This window comes from Streptomyces nanshensis (genome assembly GCF_001751255.1).
In the GTDB taxonomy this organism is placed as follows: Bacteria; Actinomycetota; Actinomycetes; order Streptomycetales; family Streptomycetaceae; genus Streptomyces; species Streptomyces nanshensis_A.
The window spans coordinates 1-1,724 of record NZ_LJGW01000063.1 but is presented as its reverse complement, the minus strand read 5'-3'; the positions used below and the strand labels follow the sequence as shown (position 1 = coordinate 1,724).

Genomic DNA, 1,724 nt, shown 5'->3' with positions numbered 1-1,724 from the left:
CGGGCGCGGACGCCGCCGCCGGTACGGGCCGTGCGACCGGTACGGGCCGCGCGGCCCCTGCGGGTGGCGAACTCGGCGACGGCGGCGCGGACTTGACCCGCACCCCGCGCGCACCGCGGCGCACCGCGCGATGACTGCCCTGCGTCTGGCTCAACAAGCGCTCCAAGGTCCGGCGGTCCGGATGTCCGGCGGGGATGCCGGGCGGACTGTAACCGCAGAACCGGTCACTCTACAAAGTCAGTTGACTACGAAGAGTGGACTTCGGGTGCCTGTGTGCGCGGCGTCGGGCGGCCGTGCGAGCCGTCCGGTACGGGCTCAGCGGCCGCTCAGTAGCCGAAGGCGCGGGCGGTGTTGGCCGCGACGTGCTCCGCGAGGTCGTCCTCGGACATCCCCTTCGTCTCGGCCATGGCCCGCAGCGTGACCGGAACGAGGTACGGCGCGTTGGGCCGTCCGCGGTACGGCGCGGGCGTGAGGAAGGGCGCGTCCGTCTCCACGAGGACGAGTTCGGGGGGCGCGACGGCGAGCGCGTCGCGCAGCGGCTGCGCGTTCTTGAACGTGACGTTCCCCGCGAAGGACATGAACCAGCCCTTGGCGGCGCACAGTTGAGCCATCTCCGCGTCGCCGGAGAAGCAGTGGAAGACGGTGCGGTCCGGCGCGCCCTCCTCGTCGAGGATCCGCAGCACATCAGCGTGCGCCTCCCGGTCGTGAATGACGAGCGCACGCCCCTGCCGCTTGGCGATGGCGATGTGCGAGCGGAACGAGTACTGCTGCGAACCGATCCCGTCCTCTCCCGTACGGAAGTAGTCGAGCCCGGTCTCCCCGACGGCGAGCACCTGCGGCAGGGCGGCGAGCTTCTCGATCTCCGTGAGCGAGGCGTCCAGTTCGCCGCGGGCGGCGGCGCGGGGCGCCTCGTTGGGATGCAGCGCGACGGCGGCGTGCACCGCGGAATGGGCCGCCGCGGTCTCCGCGGCCCAGCGCGAACGCTCCAGATCACAGCCGACCTGCACGAGCGTCTCCACCCCGACCGACGCCGCGGCGGCCAACGCCTCCTCCACGGAGGGCTCCTGCATGTCGAGATGGGTGTGCGAATCGGCGACACCCACCCGCAACGCCTCGGGCAACGGCGGCGCACCCTGCGCCTTCTGCTGCGTCCTGCTCTCGGTCATTCCCCGATCCTATGCAACGCCTGCACACGGCCCTGACCTGCCACCACGCGGTACGCGAACAGCACGTGGACGACGGACCGTTGACCCCGCGCCTTGCCCGTACGAACGCCCCACACACCGCAGCACCGAACACTCCACTGGCATGGGCCTGTTGACGCCGAACGACCTGAACCGGCCCACTGCGCGATGACCAGACGGCCGGGTCGACCGGCCCACGACGTGAAGGGGTCCGGTCGCTCGCGCCCCTGCGCGAGAGGCCGGGCGCCGACCCGCCAACGGCGGCACGCGCCCGAACACCCCGCCGGCACGGGCCTGTTGACGCCGAACGGCCTGAACTGGCCCACTGCGCGGTGATCAGACGGCCGGGTGGACCGGCCCACGGCGTGAAGGCGTGCGGTCGCTCGCGCCCCTGCGCGAGAGGCCGGGCGCCGACCCGCCAACGGCGAGAAGCCCCGAACACTCGGCGCCACATGCAGACCCGCACTCGCACCACAACCCCCACCCCCGGTGAGCCCGGTCCGCCCGCGCCGCAGGCGCCGGACAGGCCGGGGGCGGTCA

Annotated in this window: 1 protein-coding gene; it reads right to left on the bottom strand. The window is 72.8% G+C overall.

Going from position 1 to position 1,724, the window contains the following annotated elements; all coding sequences use genetic code 11:
• Positions 1-326: 326 nt before the first annotated feature.
• On the bottom strand, positions 327-1,166 hold the full coding sequence (locus AN218_RS03135) for a TatD family hydrolase (protein ID WP_070015074.1): 840 nt from the start codon (positions 1,164-1,166) through the stop codon (positions 327-329).
• Positions 1,167-1,724: the final 558 nt, after the last annotated feature.